This window comes from Wolbachia endosymbiont (group B) of Pilophorus perplexus (assembly GCF_964028155.1).
Lineage (GTDB): Bacteria > Pseudomonadota > Alphaproteobacteria > Rickettsiales > Anaplasmataceae > Wolbachia.
Genome location: NZ_OZ034754.1, coordinates 1,130,005 through 1,144,914 on the forward strand (window position 1 = coordinate 1,130,005; position 14,910 = coordinate 1,144,914).

Here is a 14,910-nt window from a genome sequence, read left to right on the forward strand (position 1 = left end):
ATTATGAGTATTGGACGTGCTGTAAACTTTAATTCTACTGTATTACCAGTATTACCTCTAAGAGATGTAGTAATTTTTCCAAATATAATGTTGCCTTTATTCGTAGGTAGAGAAAAATCTGTTCATGCACTAGAGTATGCAATAAGTAGCAGTAGTCACCAAAACGAGATTTTTCTCATAGCACAAAAAGATGGTTCTATTGATAATCCAGAGCCAGAGAATCTTTATGAAGTAGGTGTGTTAGCAAACATTATACAACCATTAATAAAACTGCCTGACAATGCAGTAAAAGTCATGATTCATGGGGTAAGAAGGGGAAGAGTTATAGAATATATTAGCTCTCACACTTTGTTAGAGGCCAGAGTAGCGTTAGATGGTCATTATGAGTATGGAGAAAATGAAGATAATATTGATTTAGAAGCTTTAAGGCGTTCTGTTATAGATGCATTTGACAATTGGTGTAAACTAAGCAAGAAAAGTCGGCCCGAGATTATTATTGACCCCATTGATCAAGTTAAAGAGGTTAATCAAATTGTAGATATGATAGCTTCGTACTTAAATATAAAGGTATCAGACAAGCAAAACATACTTGAAGTTTATAACCCAAAAGAGCGTTTAAAAAAAGTTTTTGCTCTTATTGAGAGAGAAATAAGTATTTTGAGTGCACAAAACCGCTTGTATAAGACAATTAAATCACAGGTTGAAAGTACTCAAAAAGTTTACTACCTTAATGAGCAATTAAAAGCTATACAGAAAGAATTAGGTGAGTTTGAAAATGGAGATGAAGGGAATATACTCAATGAATTTGAAAAAAAGATAAATGAAACAAAGCTTTCTGAGGAAGCAAAAGAGAAAGCCATAACTGACTTAAAGAGATATAAGAAAATGAATCCCATTTCTCCTGAAGCAACAGTTATATCTAGTTACTTGCATTGGTTGCTTGATTTGCCATGGGGAAAGTACAAAGATGCAAAAATTAACTTAAATGCGGCTAAAAAAATCTTAGATGAAAATCATTATGGCATAGAGAAAGTAAAAGATAGAATAATAGAATTTTTAGCAGTATTAAAGAGAGTAAAAGAGATAAAGGGTCCTATACTTTGCTTAGTTGGACCACCTGGTGTTGGTAAAACTTCTTTAGCTAAGTCTATGGCAAAAGCAGTAGGAAGAGATTTTGTTCGCATATCTCTTGGTGGTATACGTGATGAGTCTGAAATACGAGGACACAGGAAAACTTATATTGGCTCAATGCCTGGTAAAATCATTCAACACATGAAAAAAGCTAATTCATGCAACCCGCTTTTCCTGCTTGATGAAATAGATAAGATGGGTTCTGATTCGCGTGGTGATCCTGCATCTGCATTACTTGAGGTTTTGGATACTGAGCACAATAAACATTTTACAGATCATTACTTGGAAGTTGAGTTTGATCTTTCAAGTGTAATGTTTGTAGCCACAGCAAATAGCTTAAATTTACCGCATCCTTTGCGTGATAGGATGGAAATTATACAATTATCTGGGTATACCGAAGACGAGAAGATCAGTATTGCTACACATCACCTTATTCCAAAATTAAAAAAAGAGCATGGTTTGCATCAGAAGGAGTGGGAAATAACCAATGAAGCATTATACGAGTTGATACGTTTATATACACGTGAAAGCGGCGTGCGAAGCATGGAAAGGGAACTTGCAAAACTCATGAGAAAGGCAGTTAAAGCAATATTAACTGATAAAAATAAGAAAATATCCGTAGAGACTGGTAATTTACAAGATTATCTAGGGGTACGTAAGTATACCTTTGGCATTGCAGAAAATGAGAGTTTGGTAGGGATAGTAACTGGTCTTGCCTATACTGAAACAGGTGGTGATATTTTAATGATAGAGTCAGTCCTAATTCCGGGCAAGGGGGAAATAAAATACACAGGAAAGCTTGGAGAGGTTATGCAAGAGTCTATAAAAGCTGCGTATAGTTATGTGCGATCAAATTGTTTATTTTTCGGTATAAAACCCGAAAAATTTCAAAATAATGATATACATTTGCATGTACCTGAGGGTGCTGTGCCAAAAGATGGTCCCTCTGCTGGCAGTGCAGTATGTACATCTATTGTTTCTCTTATGACAAATATACCAGTTAACAAAAGTGTTGCTATGACAGGTGAAGTAACATTGCGTGGTAGAGTGTTGGCTATTGGGGGTTTGAGAGAAAAATTGCTTGCTGCGCTAAGAGGATCAATCAAAACTGTGATTATACCAAGTGAAAATGAGAAAGATATGCAAGAGATTCCTGCAAATATAAAAGAAGAAATCAATGTAATTTTTGCTGAGAATATTGATGAAGTTATAAAAGTTGCTTTGATGCACCCTATTACTTCAATTGATGATAATAACGAAATTAGTGTGTCTAGCTCCATAGAAAATAAGGATAATACCTTCCCTTCATCAGAAACATTAAAGCACTAAATTGAAAAGGTTTATGCAATTTTCGTTTCTTTTTTTTAACCTCAAAGCTCTGATTTGAATATATAAATTACAAGTAACATATATGGCAATTTCATAAGTTCATTTTTCAAGCATATATTGCAATATCTCACTAGCAATTGCAACATCTTGGCGTGGAGTTTTGCCGTGTTCTATAAACACTGAGATTGCATAGCGCGGATCATGGTAGGGGCCATAAGCGATAAACAATTTATGACTTTCACCTTTAGAGTTTATCTCTGGTGTTCCGGTTTTGCCAGCAATTTGTATACTGCCTAGTCCTTTTCTATAGTTAGAATTCACCACGTCAAACATAGCTTTTCGAACCACACTAAGATGCTCATGATTCACATCAATATCAAGAAAGTCTTGCCCTGATTTACTCATCTCAATGTGGGGAATTACCTCCTTTCCTGTTGCAACCCTCGCTGCAAGAACCGCAAGCTGTAATGGCGTTGTAAGTAAATACCCTTGTCCTATAACTAAGTTAATGGTATCACCTAAATACCACTCTGAATATAGCTTGCGTGCACGCCAATTCATGTCAGGCAACAATCCCGGAGCTTCTTCCTTAAACATTCCAATTAATGGTCCACTTCCTATACCAAATTTGCTAGCCATTTCTAGTAGAGAATCTACATTTATTTTTTTTCCTATATTATAAAAGTAAGTGTTGCATGAGAAGGCCATTGCCTCGTTTAAAGATACATATCCATGGACTTTGCTTTTTAGGCAACGAAATTTTCGCTCACCTATTTTCATATAGCCCCTACACGAGAACTTTTCTTCTGGTGTTATTATTCCATCTTTTAAACCCGCAAGCGCATCTATTATTTTAAATATTGAACCAGGTGGAATTTGATATGATAATGCACGGTTTACAAGCGGTAACGAAGGAATATTTAAACTTTCCCAAGTTTCATTTGATAATCTGCTAGTGAAAAGATTATTATCGTAAGAAGGTGAGTTATACAATGCTAAAATTTCTCCGTTATTTACATCAATTACCACTGTGGAACCTTGGTGGTCTTTAAATATCTCTGCGATTTTTTTCTGTAAATCAACATCAATTGTCAGCTGTACATCTTGTCCGTCTTGTTGAGGTATGCTAGATAACTCTCTCATGATACGCTTCTTAGAATTTATTTCCTGCTCAGACTTGCCTGTCCTGCCTTTTAATATATCATCATATGTATATTCAATGCCACTAACCCCTGCTTCGTTTATGCCTTGCTGTCTTTTCGTGTATCCGATTATATGAGAACATATCGAACCAAATGGGTAGTAACGTTTATAAAGAGCAGTTATTCTTCTTTCTGATGATTTTATCGCATCAGGTTTAATTTCTGATAACATCTGCAAGTCAACTTCCCTAGTAAAGGTTTTCTGCCCATCAAATAAAACAATATACGAAATTTTGTTTACTGCGAGTTCAACGCTATTCCTATCCAAAATCCTGCCTCGTTTAGGCACAATAGTAACAACTTTTATCCTATTATTATTGGATAGCACTTCATATTTTTGTCTATCTCGTACTTGTAAAGTATACAACCTACAACTAAAAATAGCAGAAATAGTAAGCTGAATACCACCTAATATGAATGACCTACGGTTGAAGACCTTGTTTTTTGTCCACATAGAATTCCTTTAGAACGCACTCATCCTCCTTTTATTGGCACATTTCTAGCTTTCACTACATCACAAACCCTTTCTTCCCACTCACTTAAGGTAACAAGTTTGTAACCCGATTTTTTTAGTATTTCAATAATCTGAGGTAAAGCTTCAACTGTATTTGATTTGTTATCGTGATCATGGAACAATATAATCGCTCCATTATGTACATTGCTTAAAACTCTTTCAACCAAAATCTCTGATTTATCACCTTGCCAATCCAGAGAATCGACTGTCCATAATATGGAATACATATTTAATCGATTAGTATTTTCGATCAAATTATCGTTATGACATCCATATGGTGGGCGAAACCATTTTACATTCTGTTCTGTTGCATTTTTAATTGCCACATTTGTCTTTTCCAGTTCTTGCAATTGCTCCTCACTTGAAAGTGATGTCAACTTCCTATGCGACCAAGAATGATTACCTAATTCATGACCTGCTTTATGGATTTTGTTTACTATTTCAGATGTTTTTTTATTTATACGCTCACCAAGCACAAAAAATGTCGCTTTTGTTTTATTGCTCTCCAGGATATTAATAATATCTCCTGATCTATTATAAGATGGACCATCATCAAACGTAAGTGCAACAAACTTATCTTTGTTATTCAATAATTTCTTTATATTACTTAAATTTCTATATGATAGATCCAAATCACAACTGAGCCCACGATACGGTAAGTTAAAGTTACAATCACTACAGAAAACTGCGCTTGAATATAGCAAAAGAAAAGCGATTATTCTTATAAACATATATAATCAGCAAAGTGATAGAGTACTACACTTTTTTGCTAAATTAAACCACTTTTAACAGCTACTGTTTACTTCGTTACTTTGTCAATATATTATATTAATAACTTTATATAATATAGTATGATTGCAAATATAAATACCGTTGCTCTTCAGGGAACCAGCACAGTAAATGTTAATGCACAAATTCACATGGCAAATGGTATTCCAGCTTTTAATATTGTTGGACTGCCGGATAAAACTGTTGCAGAATCCAGAGAGCGTATCAGAGCAGCGTTAAATTCAATCAATCTTCTGTTACCTCCAAAAAGGATTACGGTTAATCTTTCCCCTGCGGATTTGCTTAAAGAAGGTAGTCATTATGACTTAGCTATTGCTGTTGGATTACTTGTTGTAATGAATGTGATACCAGTTGAAAAAGTTCAGTCTTATATAATTATGGGCGAGCTTGCACTAGACAGCAGAGTCATACCAATCTCAGGAGTACTTCCAACAGCAATCAATGCAAAACAGGCAAATAAAGGAGTAATTTGCCCAAGGGGAAATGGAGTAGAAGCTTCATGGGTAAAGAATGTTTCTATTCTAGCTATAGAGAAATTAACCGATATTATCAGACATTTTAAGGGTGAGCAGTTAATTCAGCCGGTAACTTTTAACTATAGCGCTGCGCCCAAAGAAAAAAATTCAGTTCCAGATATAAAGGATATTAAAGGTCAAGTTGTTGCAAAAAGAGCAGCTGAAATTGCAGCAGCAGGTGGACACAATATGCTTCTTGTTGGACCTCCTGGTACTGGAAAGTCAATGCTTGCTAAGCGATTTATAGGGCTATTACCCGATTTAACTGAACAAGAGATGATTGATGTGAATATTATCTCTAGCATAACAAAAGCCGGTAACGAAACATTTAAAGTAACTCGTCCCTTTCGTGAACCTCATCATTCATGCTCCATGCCAGCGATGATAGGAGGAGGAAAAAATGCAAAGCCTGGGGAAATCACCATGGCTCACAATGGTGTGTTATTTCTTGATGAGCTACCTGAATTTCCAAGGCTTGTGCTTGATTCTCTACGCCAACCACTTGAAGATAGAAAGGTAACTATTGCACGTGCAAATGCTCACATTACTTATCCAGCTAATTTTCAACTTATAGCTGCAATGAATCCCTGCAGGTGCGGTTATTTAGGTGATGCAAGTAGATCGTGCAACAAAGCTCCAAAATGCGGCACAGATTATAGAAATAAAATATCAGGACCTTTGCTTGATAGAATAGATATATGCATTGAAATGCCAAACGTTAATATACTCTCTCCTGAAATTTCTTCAGAAGGAGAAAGCACTGAGAACATTAGAAAAAGAGTGATAGCAGCGAGAAAAATTCAAGCTGAGCGTTATAGTGAATTGAATATTCATTGTAACGCAGAGGCAAGTGATGAAGCATTAACTAAGCCAGATCAGGAAGGGTTAGAATTGCTAAAGTACGTACTGAAAGAAAATTATATTTCTAATCGAGGCTACACACGCATATTAAGAGTTGCAAGAACCATTGCAGATCTTGCGAAAAGTGAGAAAATAAAAAGAGCACACATCGCAGAAGCGCTGAATTACAGAACAAGAATGTATAAATAAATTAATCTGCTTGACAGAAAACTTTTTTTGCCATATACTGCCATTAGTGAAATTTTAATATTTTAGGAGTAGAGTTATGACATTACAGGTTTTAGAAAATGATTCCTTCTGGGTCGCTAATGAAAAAGGGTGGAGTGATAATGGCAATGGGTTTTTGAATGTAACTAAAGGAGTTGCTAACGCAAATTGGCAATATGTATGTCATCACCCGTATAAAACAGCTGCTACTTTTGCAGCAATTGCACTAGTAACTTCACTTACAGCTGCTTATTTTTTAAGTCCAGCTTATGCAACTTTTGTTGGTACAGTTGGAACAAAAGCTGCAACACTTGTTAGTCCTGCTATTACTGCAATGTCTGCATTTGCAGTTGCTCATCCACTCATTGCTAGTTTGGTAGTTCTTGCTGCAGTAGCAGCTTTAATAACTGCACCTGTGCTTGCATATAAGAACGGTAGTAAATCAGAGGAAATTAAAACCTTTAATGAAAGTATTAAGCAAATAAAAGACATAGTGCACGAAGAAGAGAAACAACCACAGAGTAAAATAGAAAGTCTTAAAGGAATGCCTTGCTTGATGAAAGCTCAGGTGCAAGCTCAAGGATAAATTATGCTTTCAACAAAAGGGATAGGCTTCTATCCCTTTTTCACAATTTTTTTTTGCATCTTAAGCAGTGTTATTTGAAAGTCTATAATTATTACATCTACTGATTAATAATGTTAAGAATAAGTAAATCTTGTTTGCTGTTTGCGTATGTCAAAATGAAAAATGTTTGCATATTGTTAAAAAAGCAGTAACTTGTTATCAAGTGAATTCACTAATATTTGAGTAAAATTTAAATGTCAATCGACCTTAGTTTACCAGAGCTACCTGTATTACACCCAAGGATTACCGTTGTGGGAGTGGGTGGTGCTGGCGGAAATGCTGTAAACAACATGATTCAATCCAATTTACAAGGAGTAAATTTTGTTGTAGCAAATACCGATGCTCAAGCGTTAGAGAAGTCATTATGTGATAAAAAAATTCAACTTGGTGTTAACTTAACTAAGGGCCTTGGTGCTGGTGCTTTGCCTGATGTTGGTAAAGGTGCAGCAGAAGAATCAATTGATGAAATTATGGAGCATATAAAAGATAGCCATATGCTCTTTATCACAGCAGGGATGGGTGGTGGTACTGGAACAGGTGCTGCACCGGTAATTGCAAAAGCAGCCAGAGAAGCAAGAGCGGTAGTTAAAGATAAAGGAGCAAAAGAAAAAAAGATACTGACTGTTGGAGTTGTAACTAAGCCGTTCGGTTTTGAAGGTGTGCGACGTATGCGCATTGCAGAGCTTGGACTTGAAGAGTTGCAAAAATACGTAGATACACTTATTGTCATTCCCAATCAAAATTTATTTAGAATTGCTAACGAGAAAACTACATTTGCTGACGCATTTCAACTCGCCGATAATGTTCTACATATTGGCATAAGAGGAGTAACTGATTTGATGATCATGCCAGGACTGATTAATCTTGATTTTGCTGATATAGAAACAGTAATGAGTGAGATGGGTAAAGCAATGATTGGTACTGGAGAGGCAGAAGGAGAAGATAGGGCAATTAGTGCTGCAGAGGCTGCGATATCTAATCCATTGCTTGACAATGTATCAATGAAAGGTGCGCAAGGAATATTGATTAATATTACTGGTGGTGGAGACATGACTCTATTTGAAGTTGATTCTGCAGCCAATAGAGTGCGTGAAGAAGTGGATGAAAATGCAAATATAATATTTGGTGCCACTTTTGATCAGGCGATGGAGGGAAGAGTTAGAGTTTCTGTTCTTGCAACTGGCATTGATAGCTGTAACGACAATTCATCTGTTAATCAAAACAAGATCCCAGCAGAGGAAAAAATTTTTAAATGGCCTTATAATCAAATTCCAATATCAGAAACAAAAGAATATGCTTCAACTGAGCAAACAAATGAAAGAGTTAAGTGGGGCAGCAATGTTTATGATATACCAGCTTATTTAAGAAGAAAAAAATAATGCAATTTTGGCTACTAAAGTCAGAACCAAGTGAATACTCGTGGCAAAAAATGGGAAAGGAGCAGGTGACGCAGTGGAATGGTGTATGCAATTATCAAGCTCAAAATTACATGAGAGCTATGAAATTAGGCGATCTTGCATTTTTTTATCATACAGGTAAAGAGAGAGTTATACTTGGAATAGTTGAAGTATTAAAGGAGTATTATCATGTTTATAATTCCAAATTTGGACTAGTGAATGTAAAATTTTTGAAACCTTTAAGTAACCAAGTGACGTTAAACAGTATAAAACAAAACCCACTTTTGAAAAATATGGTTATATTAAAACAATCACGTTTATCAGTTTCTCCAGTTTTAGAGACTGAGTGGAATGAAATAATAAGGATGAGCGAATGTTAGAAGTGAGCATTCTTGATAAGAGGTGGCATAGTATTACGAAGGACCCACAGAGTTTTGTATTAAATATTATTAATGCTTCTCTAAAAGAATTAAAAATAGATCATTATAAACCAAATATATCAATAGCTCTCGCTGATGATAACTTGCTACATCAACTTAATCTTAAGTTTAGAGAAATAGATAAGCCAACTAATGTACTATCATTTCCATGCGAACAGTTATCTAGTGAATGTGATCTAGGAGACATAGCAATTGCAGTAGATACAATAGAAAGAGAGTCTCATGAGTACTGTATATCTATCCTCACTCACACTGCACACATGTTAGTTCATGGATTGCTGCATTTACTTGGCTATGATCATCAAAAAGAAGATGAAGAAATTATAATGAAAAGTTTAGAGAGCAAGATTTTAGCTTTGCTTGAATTTGAAAAGGAAAAGTATGGTAGATAATACCAAAATATGTTATTTACAAAAAAGGGGTTTTAGCTGTAAAAGGTAAGCAATATGGTTCAGTTTTCTTTACCAAAAAATTCTAAAGTTAATAAAAAGGGCAAGGTTTATCCTACTCCTACTGGAGCAAAAAATATTAGAAGATTTCAAATTTATCGTTGGTCTGCTGATGATGATAAAAATCCAAGAATAGACACATTTTTTATCGATATGGATAATTGTGGCCCTATGGTACTTGATGCATTAATAAAAATAAAGGATGAAATAGATTCAACCTTAACTTTTAGACGCTCTTGCAGAGAAGGAATATGCGGATCTTGTGCAATGAATATTGATGGTACCAACACTCTTGCATGCACTAAATCTATACATGATATAAAAGGTGAAGTAAAAATATATCCACTACCTCATATGTATATAGTAAAGGATCTAGTTCCAGATCTAAGCCAATTTTATGAGCAATACAAATCGATTAAACCTTGGTTACAAACAGATAAATCTGCCTTACAAAATAAAGAATACTTTCAATCTCCTGAAGATAGAAAAAAATTGGATGGTCTGTCTGATTGTATACTATGTGCTTGCTGTTCGACTGGTTGCCCAAGCTATTGGTGGAATGGTGATAAATTTTTAGGGCCAGCGGTATTACTGCAAGCTTATAGATGGATTGCTGACAGTCGTGATAATAAGAAAGAAGAAAGACTTGCTTCTTTAAACGACCCATTTAAGTTGTATCGTTGTCATACAATAATGAATTGTACAAAAACCTGCCCGAAAGGGCTTAACCCAGCAAAAGCGATAGCGAAAGTAAAACAGCTTATGGTAGAGAGAGAAGGAATTTGAGTGTTATTTCTGGCACTCTTCGTAAGAAAATAGTAGACCCTCTGAAGCATAGGGTATTGTTAATACTCTAAACGTTCTTCCATTCATGAAATGTATTGTTTCACCATATGATTCCAGTAATCTTTTAAACAACTCATGTCTTTGATTATTAATAGTTTGAAAATCCTTTTTTCCTAAAAGCTTTTTAGATTCAAATAGGTGAAGCATAATCTCGTGATAAGTTGGATAAGACTCCAAAAATTTTGGATCAAACTGAAAAGTTTTTATAAAAGCATTATTATAAAATTTTAGCTTTTGATTCTTACTATATATCGCTACAGCAATCGATAGCTTCTCAAGCAAACTTTCTTGTGCAGCTAAACAATTGCTTAGCTCAGTATGTAATTTTTTTTCATCACTAATATCTTTTCCATACATTACTATGCTATTAGAATTTTGCATTGGAACTTCAACAAAATTAAAAACCTTAGGTTCGTTCTTGTAAGTTATTACACACTCTCCTGGTTTTACGTTATAGGAGCCACTTGCAACAGTAAATTTTTTAGAGCTGCCTATATATTTATCATAAAATAAGTTATAAAACCTTACTTTTTTATTCTTATTGTACTTCAGTATTGGAAATGGTAAAGAGTCAAAAATTTTTTTATAGTTCTCCAATTCTCGCATAAGCTTACTATTTTCTAACTCAAGTTCATTAGCTTTTATCTTATAATCGGAGATATTCCTTATCCATAACAACACACCAATCACATTATTAGAATAATCTATTATGCTTTTACCATAACATGTGCAATAAACCTCACTGTCTTTTGACTTTAAATCTAGAGTAAAAGATTTATTTATTTCCTTTGCCTCAGCAAAACTTTTAATTAAGCTTTCTGATTGCTCAAAAAAATTTACAAACTCATTAAATGAATAAAAAACAGTATTAAGCAAAATTAGTAAATTGGGAGAAAATTTTTCTATACGTTTTTTTGCGTCCCAAATATAAAATCCATCATTCACAGTATCTATTAAATTATTTATGATAACATTTTGATGTTGTAAGTCCTTAATTTTATTACTAATTTTTAATTTAGAATATGAGAAAAAGAAGAATACTAGAATTAGTAGTAAAACTATTTCATACAAAAAAAACATAGTATTCTAAAACAAATATAAAAATTTGTAACCTCTCAGCAAAGAGATTGTACTGAAGAGGTATATAAGTGAAGATTGCCCAATACCCTAAAGCCTAATCTCTTATAAAGGTTTACAGAAGGTTTCATGCAATGTGCTACTATGTATTTGCACTCAAATTGCCTAGCTATCTTTATTCTTTCTAGAACCATTTGAGTTCCTATTCCACGACCCCTGTAAATTGGTAAAACTCCATCGCTATAAAAACCAGCTATGCTGTCTTGAATATAAAGACCGCATGTTCCAACAATTTCGTTATTTAGCATTACAAGAAAAAATCTTAACCTTGAGCTCTTATCATCATAATTCGATAATTGGCGAAAAAATGTGCTAACAATACTAATTCTATGATAAAAAATTTTAGAAGTGTGTAAATCTAATTGCTCTAAGAGCTCACTACTATTTACAACATTGAACTTCAAATTTGGAACAGCATCATCAGGCAAAAAATAATCTTTTATATTGAGTAAAACTTTTTTTGGTGTGCTAACGTGTTTTATTTCGCATTTTTCTAAAATACCCCCTATTTTTATACGTGGACTTATTATCCATGTTGCTTCTATATTTCGTGCTTTGAGATAATCTAGAGTTCTGCATATGGAAAGCTCAGTACATTGATCTTCACAAAACACAAAATTAAATAACGATTCTCTGGTACCATTTACTGTAAATATAACATTATCAAATTCGTCATGTATTTCCCACTTGGACAAATTCGTTGCATAAAGTATATAATCCTTTAGGTTCTGAATAATTAAGCTTGAATAACAAATTTTTTTATTCTGCATAAACCAACAATAAACAATAAAAGGCTCCTATAAAAACAAAGGCTAAAATTGCAGCTACAACATCATCTAGCATAATACCTAAAGGACCTTTTGTATTTTTATCAATCAAATTTATAGGCCACACTTTTATTATATCAAAAAACCTAAAGGAGAAAAAGCACACCAACAATACAGAGCTATTCATTTCTTGTTCTAATAATATTGAAACTAGAAGTACTGTCAGCAATTGACCAACTACTTCATCAATTACTACCTCTTTTGGATCATGCGGAGCTTTGTAATGTTGTATATAATTGCCTGTAGACCATAATCCAACTAAGAATAAAAAAAAAATAATTGCTGTACCTAAAATTCTGTCATTGAGTAATATAGGAACAATTGGGTAAGCAGCCAAGCTGCCTATAGTACCTGGCATGTGTTTTACCGTGCCAGATAGCCACCATGTTGATATTAATTTATATAAAAATTTCACAATATACCGAAATATAAAACTAATTTACAAGAACAGAAATAGTATCTTCTATAGAAGTATTTTCATATAGCAATCTATAGATCGCTTCACATATGGGCATTTTTATCTTTAGCTTTTCTGCTAAATCAAATGCAGACTTAGCAGTGTTAAAACCTTCAATTACCGACTTACCTTCTGATAAAATCTGCTGAGCACTAGAACCATTACTATTAGCTACTTTAGATCCAAAAGATAGATTTCTTGAATTTAATGATGTGCATGTCACAACCAAATCGCCTAAGCATGCTGGTCCAAGTAGTGTATTTATATCTACATTGCCGTCACCAACTTTTGCTGAGTATAAAGCCTTAATTTCACTCATACTTTTCGTAATTAATGCTGCATGAGCATTAAACCCAAACCTACCTAGAACAACCCCACATGCTATAGCAAAAACATTCTTTAACGCTGCACAAACCTGTATTCCTATAACATCGCTACTAAGGTACAATTTAATATTTTCTTGCTGTAGCTCTGATACTAATTTTAAACCTAATACTTCATTTTGACATGCAAGAACCATCGAATATGGTAATTTTCTTGCAACTTCTATAGCAAAGCTAGGACCAGAAAAAACAGCAAGAGGATTATTAGGTAAAACTTCATTGACTACTTCACTAGGTAATTTTAATGTAGATTTTTCTATTCCCTTACAAGCCAAAATTATTGCTACATTTTTTTTTAGGTTACAATCATTCAATTGATGACATATCTCCCTTAGAGACTGAGTGGGAACAGCTAGAATTATTACTGAAGCATTCACTGCATCTTCAATAGCTAATTTTACTGATACATTATCAGAAATTGGACAATCAGGTAGCTTGTCACTTTCTCTTTTCTCTTTAATTGATTCAAATATGGCCTTATTGCGAGTCCACAAAATTACATTTTTCTTACCACTTAATGAAATCGCAATTGCTGTACCCCATGCGCCAGCACCTAAAACTGATATTACCACTCAATATTCCTGAAAGTATTACTTATAATTTAAAACTGTAGAATAAGTAAATTAAAAATATAACATAAAAGTATAAAATAGTTTAAATATCTATTAACCTAAGTATTCTTTTAATAAAAATAGCTTCTATTCAATATTTACTAAAAATAGTATTATTATAGTATATCTATTGTATTTTAGATCTATTTGTATAATTTTGGAACGACACATTAACTATTAATTAATAAGTGTAATTTCTATTATTCATTAATAAAAATTTGATTTGTTACTTTCCTTGGTTATATATATTACTAAAATTATAAATTATTTATGGGGTGTAAAATATGCGTATATTATTAATTGAAGATGATCAAGTAAGTGCAAGGACTGTAGTTAATGCCTTAACTTCTGATGGACATTTTTGCGACGTTGTTACTTCTGCACAAGATTATAACAATAATATGGTTTCCTCGGGTGGAGACTGTTACGATCTAGTTATTCTAGATATACACCTGCCTGGTGATATTGATGGATATGATATACTGTTAAGATTAAGAAGTGCAAAAATCAAAGTTCCTGTTTTAATACTTTCGTGTATCTCCGCTGCCAACCATAAAGCTAAAGGACTTGGGTATGGTGCCGACGATTACTTAACCAAGCCATTTCACAAGAGCGAATTATTAGCTCGAATTAAGGCCATAGTCCGACGTACTAAAGGCCATCCCGAATCAGTGATAAAGATTGGTAATATGAATATCAATTTTGATCACAGGATTGTTGAGGTAAAAGGCAAAACAGTTCACCTTACTAACAAAGAGTATTCCATGATAGAATTGCTGGCATTGCGTAAAGGAGCAGTGTTGACAAAAGAAATGTTTTTAAACCATCTTTACAATGGCTTGGACGAACCTTCAGACAACAAAATAGTTGATGTTTTTATGTGTAAATTACGTAAAAAACTTGAAAGTGCAAATGACGGAATAAGCCACATAGAAACCGTTTGGGGTAGAGGATATGTTCTAAAGTATGTTGACGATGAAGAATACTCTAGTGTTAATATAAGCGAAAGCAGTAGTGACTATCAAGCAGAACAAGTCAAGGACAGCGCATGAAATGCTTTATTTACTTGTTGATTGAAGAAGCGAAAAGGTAGATTTAGTAAGATAAAAACTAATCCTAAAAGTGAGGTAACGTGGTCAGTCTTTTAGAACTTTACAAAGATTTGCAACAAAAGATAGAAAAGTTGGAAG

Annotated in this window: 14 protein-coding genes; 8 read left to right on the forward strand and 6 right to left on the reverse strand. The window is 33.9% G+C overall.

Going from position 1 to position 14,910, the window contains the following annotated elements:
* Positions 1–3 precede the first annotated feature (3 nt).
* On the forward strand, positions 4–2,460 hold the full coding sequence (gene lon, locus ABWU28_RS05620) for an endopeptidase La (RefSeq protein ID WP_264376916.1): 2,457 nt from the start codon (positions 4–6) through the stop codon (positions 2,458–2,460).
* A 99-nt stretch (positions 2,461–2,559) separates the two neighbouring features.
* Here lon and ABWU28_RS05625 read toward each other — a convergent pair whose 3' ends face one another.
* Complete coding sequence (locus tag ABWU28_RS05625) at positions 2,560–4,116, reverse strand: penicillin-binding transpeptidase domain-containing protein (RefSeq protein WP_353275113.1); 1,557 nt, start codon at positions 4,114–4,116, stop codon at positions 2,560–2,562.
* A gap of 20 nt (positions 4,117–4,136) precedes the next feature.
* Positions 4,137–4,907 carry a polysaccharide deacetylase family protein gene (locus tag ABWU28_RS05630; RefSeq protein WP_007302003.1) on the reverse strand — a complete coding sequence of 257 codons (771 nt, stop codon included), beginning with the start codon at positions 4,905–4,907 and terminating at the stop codon, positions 4,137–4,139.
* A gap of 120 nt (positions 4,908–5,027) precedes the next feature.
* Between ABWU28_RS05630 and ABWU28_RS05635 the strand changes: the two genes are divergently transcribed.
* The 6 genes from ABWU28_RS05635 to ABWU28_RS05660 all read left to right on the forward strand — a co-directional run bounded on the left by ABWU28_RS05635 (position 5,028) and on the right by ABWU28_RS05660 (position 10,245).
* Positions 5,028–6,530, forward strand: coding sequence for a YifB family Mg chelatase-like AAA ATPase (locus ABWU28_RS05635; protein ID WP_353275115.1), 1,503 nt, complete (start codon positions 5,028–5,030; stop codon positions 6,528–6,530).
* 76 nt (positions 6,531–6,606) lie between these two features.
* A complete protein-coding gene (locus tag ABWU28_RS05640; protein WP_353275117.1) occupies positions 6,607–7,134 on the forward strand; it encodes a hypothetical protein in 528 nt (175 codons plus the stop codon).
* 233 nt (positions 7,135–7,367) lie between these two features.
* Positions 7,368–8,552 (forward strand): cell division protein FtsZ, encoded by a 1,185-nt coding sequence (ftsZ, locus tag ABWU28_RS05645; RefSeq protein WP_353275119.1) that lies wholly within the window; start codon positions 7,368–7,370, stop codon positions 8,550–8,552.
* Positions 8,552–8,950 (forward strand): EVE domain-containing protein, encoded by a 399-nt coding sequence (locus tag ABWU28_RS05650; RefSeq protein WP_019236656.1) that lies wholly within the window; start codon positions 8,552–8,554, stop codon positions 8,948–8,950. Before ftsZ ends, ABWU28_RS05650 begins: the two co-directional genes overlap by 1 nt.
* Positions 8,944–9,402: an rRNA maturation RNase YbeY gene (gene ybeY / locus ABWU28_RS05655; RefSeq protein WP_007302008.1), complete on the forward strand. Its 459-nt coding sequence runs from the start codon at positions 8,944–8,946 to the stop codon at positions 9,400–9,402. The genes ABWU28_RS05650 and ybeY overlap by 7 nt, the downstream gene beginning before the upstream one ends.
* 54 nt (positions 9,403–9,456) lie before the next feature.
* Positions 9,457–10,245 carry a succinate dehydrogenase iron-sulfur subunit gene (locus tag ABWU28_RS05660; protein ID WP_019236657.1) on the forward strand — a complete coding sequence of 263 codons (789 nt, stop codon included), beginning with the start codon at positions 9,457–9,459 and terminating at the stop codon, positions 10,243–10,245.
* 3 nt (positions 10,246–10,248) lie between these two features.
* On the opposite strand, the gene ABWU28_RS05665 is transcribed toward ABWU28_RS05660, so the two are convergent.
* The 4 genes from ABWU28_RS05665 to ABWU28_RS05680 are packed head-to-tail and all read right to left on the reverse strand — an operon-like array spanning position 10,249 to position 13,681.
* A complete protein-coding gene (locus ABWU28_RS05665; protein ID WP_052264787.1) occupies positions 10,249–11,385 on the reverse strand; it encodes a hypothetical protein in 1,137 nt (378 codons plus the stop codon).
* Positions 11,386–11,420: 35 nt separating this feature from the next.
* Positions 11,421–12,212 (reverse strand): GNAT family N-acetyltransferase, encoded by a 792-nt coding sequence (locus tag ABWU28_RS05670; RefSeq protein WP_064085647.1) that lies wholly within the window; start codon positions 12,210–12,212, stop codon positions 11,421–11,423.
* The gene (locus ABWU28_RS05675) at positions 12,202–12,684 is read right to left on the reverse strand and encodes a phosphatidylglycerophosphatase A (RefSeq protein WP_029237689.1); all 483 of its coding nucleotides are present in this window, start codon (positions 12,682–12,684) and stop codon (positions 12,202–12,204) included. Before ABWU28_RS05675 ends, ABWU28_RS05670 begins: the two co-directional genes overlap by 11 nt.
* A gap of 19 nt (positions 12,685–12,703) precedes the next feature.
* Positions 12,704–13,681 (reverse strand): NAD(P)H-dependent glycerol-3-phosphate dehydrogenase, encoded by a 978-nt coding sequence (locus ABWU28_RS05680; RefSeq protein ID WP_007302013.1) that lies wholly within the window; start codon positions 13,679–13,681, stop codon positions 12,704–12,706.
* A 323-nt stretch (positions 13,682–14,004) separates the two neighbouring features.
* Between ABWU28_RS05680 and ABWU28_RS05685 the strand changes: the two genes are divergently transcribed.
* Complete coding sequence (locus tag ABWU28_RS05685) at positions 14,005–14,772, forward strand: response regulator transcription factor (RefSeq protein ID WP_353275122.1); 768 nt, start codon at positions 14,005–14,007, stop codon at positions 14,770–14,772.
* Positions 14,773–14,910 lie beyond the last annotated feature (138 nt).

What these genes read in the sequence shown, in the direction of transcription:
- ftsZ (WP_353275119.1), top strand. Translation starts at nt 7,368, where the DNA reads ATGTCAATCGACCTTAGTTTACCAGAGCTACCTGTATTACACCCAAGG.
- lon (WP_264376916.1), top strand. Translation starts at nt 4, where the DNA reads ATGAGTATTGGACGTGCTGTAAACTTTAATTCTACTGTATTACCAGTA.
- ABWU28_RS05665 (WP_052264787.1), bottom strand. Translation starts at nt 11,385, where the DNA reads ATGTTTTTTTTGTATGAAATAGTTTTACTACTAATTCTAGTATTCTTC.
- ABWU28_RS05635 (WP_353275115.1), top strand. Translation starts at nt 5,028, where the DNA reads ATGATTGCAAATATAAATACCGTTGCTCTTCAGGGAACCAGCACAGTA.
- ABWU28_RS05625 (WP_353275113.1), bottom strand. Translation starts at nt 4,116, where the DNA reads ATGTGGACAAAAAACAAGGTCTTCAACCGTAGGTCATTCATATTAGGT.
- ABWU28_RS05650 (WP_019236656.1), top strand. Translation starts at nt 8,552, where the DNA reads ATGCAATTTTGGCTACTAAAGTCAGAACCAAGTGAATACTCGTGGCAA.
- ybeY (WP_007302008.1), top strand. Translation starts at nt 8,944, where the DNA reads ATGTTAGAAGTGAGCATTCTTGATAAGAGGTGGCATAGTATTACGAAG.
- ABWU28_RS05640 (WP_353275117.1), top strand. Translation starts at nt 6,607, where the DNA reads ATGACATTACAGGTTTTAGAAAATGATTCCTTCTGGGTCGCTAATGAA.
- ABWU28_RS05670 (WP_064085647.1), bottom strand. Translation starts at nt 12,212, where the DNA reads ATGCAGAATAAAAAAATTTGTTATTCAAGCTTAATTATTCAGAACCTA.
- ABWU28_RS05630 (WP_007302003.1), bottom strand. Translation starts at nt 4,907, where the DNA reads ATGTTTATAAGAATAATCGCTTTTCTTTTGCTATATTCAAGCGCAGTT.
- ABWU28_RS05685 (WP_353275122.1), top strand. Translation starts at nt 14,005, where the DNA reads ATGCGTATATTATTAATTGAAGATGATCAAGTAAGTGCAAGGACTGTA.
- ABWU28_RS05660 (WP_019236657.1), top strand. Translation starts at nt 9,457, where the DNA reads ATGGTTCAGTTTTCTTTACCAAAAAATTCTAAAGTTAATAAAAAGGGC.